The following is a 1,242-nucleotide window of genomic DNA, read 5'->3' on the forward strand; positions in this document are numbered from 1 at the left end:
TTAAGGAACCTCTGAAAAACTCCCCGACTTTGCCATAATCAGGGCTTTCTATCAGCCACTTTCCGGGAATGCCATGAGCCAGCTGACTTTTGCCGAAGCCGAATACGAACACAAGAAGCGCAAGACCCGGCGGGAAGTGTTCCTTGAGAAGTTGGATCAGTTGCTACCCTGGAAGGCGCTGGAGTCCACGATTGCGGTCTATTACGCCTCCGGTAGCACTGGCCGGCCGCCGTATCCGCTCTCCAGCATGCTGCGCATTCATGTCATGCAGATCATCTACAACCTGAGTGATCCGGCGATGGAAGATGCCTTGTATGAGATCGAGTCTATGCGCCGTTTCGCAGGGATTCGGCTCTCTCGGGTTCCTGATGAGACAACGATCCTGAACTTCCGGCACCTGCTGGAGCAGCACACTCTTGGCAAGAAGCTGTTCAAGAAGATCAACCGTCAGTTGGCACGACATGGCCTGATGGTTCGGGAAGGCAGCATCGTTGATGCGACGATTATCGAAGCGCCCAGCTCGACGAAGAACAAAGGTAAGGCCCGTGATCCGGAGATGCACCAGACCAAGAAAGGCAATCAATGGCACTTTGGCATGAAGTGCCATATTGGCGTCGATGACACGGTGGGTCTGATTCATAGCCTTGCCACTACCGCCGCGAATGAGCATGACCTGACGGCATCAGACCAGCTTTTGCATGGTAAAGAGAAACGTGTCTGGGGAGACGCGGGTTATTGCGGTATCGAGAAACGCGAAGAGCACAAGAACCGTAAAGTGGATTGGTTTATCGCTGAGCGTCCTGGTAAGCGCTCCACGATGTCGAAGGTTGCGCTGGAATGCGAAACCATCAAAGCCAGCGTACGTGCCAAAGTGGAACATCCCTTCCGAGTGATCAAAGGCATGTTCGGTTACAGCAAGGTTCGCTACCGGGGTCTGGCGAAAAATACCAACCGGCTCTATCTCCTGGCGGGGCTGCACAACCTGTTGAGGGTGAAACGGGTGCTTCTGCCCTAGGGGCAGTGCGCCTGATTGCCGCTAAAGTGCGGCAATCAGGCGAAAAAATGAACACTCAAGAGTGAATTGTGGCCTGAATTTGATGGCAGAAGCCTGTTGATCATCGTAAAGGCGAAAAAAGCGAGTTATTCAGACCTTCCCTAGCTCCCGTACTTCATCTAACGTATATGTATCGCAACTTTTCATTCTCGAAGCATGCACAGCATGCCTATTGCTAGTTACCCGAT

At 52.7% G+C, this 1,242-nt stretch carries 1 protein-coding gene; it reads left to right on the top strand.

The window, feature by feature from the left end; all coding sequences use genetic code 11:
* Nucleotides 1–73: 73 nt before the first annotated feature.
* Nucleotides 74–1,015 (top strand): IS5 family transposase, encoded by a 942-nt coding sequence (locus TH4_RS20395; RefSeq protein WP_064782570.1) that lies wholly within the window; start codon nt 74–76, stop codon nt 1,013–1,015.
* Nucleotides 1,016–1,242 lie beyond the last annotated feature (227 nt).

Origin of the sequence: Thalassospira tepidiphila MCCC 1A03514 (assembly GCF_001662875.1) — a bacterium.
Classification (GTDB): Bacteria; Pseudomonadota; Alphaproteobacteria; order Rhodospirillales; family Thalassospiraceae; genus Thalassospira; species Thalassospira tepidiphila.